This window comes from Pseudomonas gebzensis (assembly GCF_034427815.1).
Lineage (GTDB): Bacteria > Pseudomonadota > Gammaproteobacteria > Pseudomonadales > Pseudomonadaceae > Aquipseudomonas.
Genome location: NZ_JAXQNS010000037.1, coordinates 1 through 781 on the forward strand (window position 1 = coordinate 1; position 781 = coordinate 781).

Annotated in this window: 1 protein-coding gene; it reads left to right on the forward strand. The window is 59.0% G+C overall.

All coding sequences use genetic code 11. The features are described 5' to 3' along the window. Positions 1–781: immunoglobulin-like domain-containing protein (locus SJI00_RS22355; RefSeq protein ID WP_322463857.1), on the forward strand; the 781-nt coding region annotated here is incomplete at both ends.

Sequence of the window (781 nt, forward strand, 5' to 3'; positions counted from 1 at the left end):
CCTGACGGCGGCGCCTTCGGTTGCTGAAGGTGGGGTGATCACTTACACCGCGTCGGTGGGTGCTCCAGTCACCGGCACGCCGGTTGTGGTGACGTTGGCCAATGGTCAAAACATCACGATTGCTGTCGGTCAAAGCTCCGGGACTGTCAACGTTGCGGTCAGCGACGATGCTTACCAAGGCCATGCCCCAGTCACCACGAACATCACGAACGTGTCCGGCGGTAACTACGAGAATCTGGTGGCTAATCAGTCGCCGGTCACCACGGCTGTAACCGATGTACAGACCACGACAACTGTGTCGCTCGCTGCTACGCCTGCTGTGGCCGAGGGCGGTTCGATTGTTTACACCGCCACTCTGACCAACCCAGCTGGTTCGCCAGTGACCGTGACCTTGAGCAACGGCCAGGTCATTACCATTGCTGCCAATCAGACGTCGGGTAGCGTCACTGTTGCGGCGCCTGCGGATGATCCGTACGTCGATGCGGGTCAGGTTACTGCACAAATCACCAATGCCACCGGCGGCAATTTTGAGAACCTCGCGGTTAATTCTGCGCCGGCAGTCACTGCGGTTACGGACACCATCGATACCACCACGGTTACGCTGACGGCGGCGCCTTCGGTTGCTGAGGGTGGGGTAATCACTTATACGGCGTCGGTGGGTGCTCCAGTCACCGGCACGCCTGTTGTGGTGACGTTGGCCAATGGTCAAAACATCACGATTGCTGTTGGTCAAAGCTCCGGGACTGTCAACGTTGCGGTCAGCGACGATGCTTACCAAGGC